Consider the following 252-nt stretch of genomic DNA (forward strand, 5'->3'; position numbering starts at 1 on the left):
CCCCCCCGACGCCCGAGCCCTCGCCCACCCAGCTCTACCCGCCGCCGTTCTCGCCGCCGCCGTTCTCGCCGCCGCCGTTCTCGCCGCCGCCGTTATTGCCGCCGTTGTTCTCGCCGCCGTTATTATCGCCGCCGTTGTTGTCGCCGCCGCCGTTGTTCTCGCCGCCGTTGTTGTCGCCGCCGTTATTATCGCCGAGATCGGAAGAGCACCCGTTCGTCGAGCAGCCCACGAGATAGCAGGCGAGTTTATCGC

1 protein-coding gene is annotated in these 252 nt (G+C 68.3%); it reads right to left on the bottom strand.

Annotated elements, in window-relative coordinates; all coding sequences use genetic code 11:
- Positions 1–34: 34 nt before the first annotated feature.
- Positions 35–252: hypothetical protein (locus tag AB2B41_RS23635; RefSeq protein WP_367880265.1), on the bottom strand; the 218-nt coding region annotated here is incomplete at its 5' end.

The sequence above is a fragment of the Sulfitobacter sediminis genome, from assembly GCF_040811725.1.
Classification (GTDB): domain Bacteria; phylum Pseudomonadota; class Alphaproteobacteria; order Rhodobacterales; family Rhodobacteraceae; genus Sulfitobacter; species Sulfitobacter sediminis.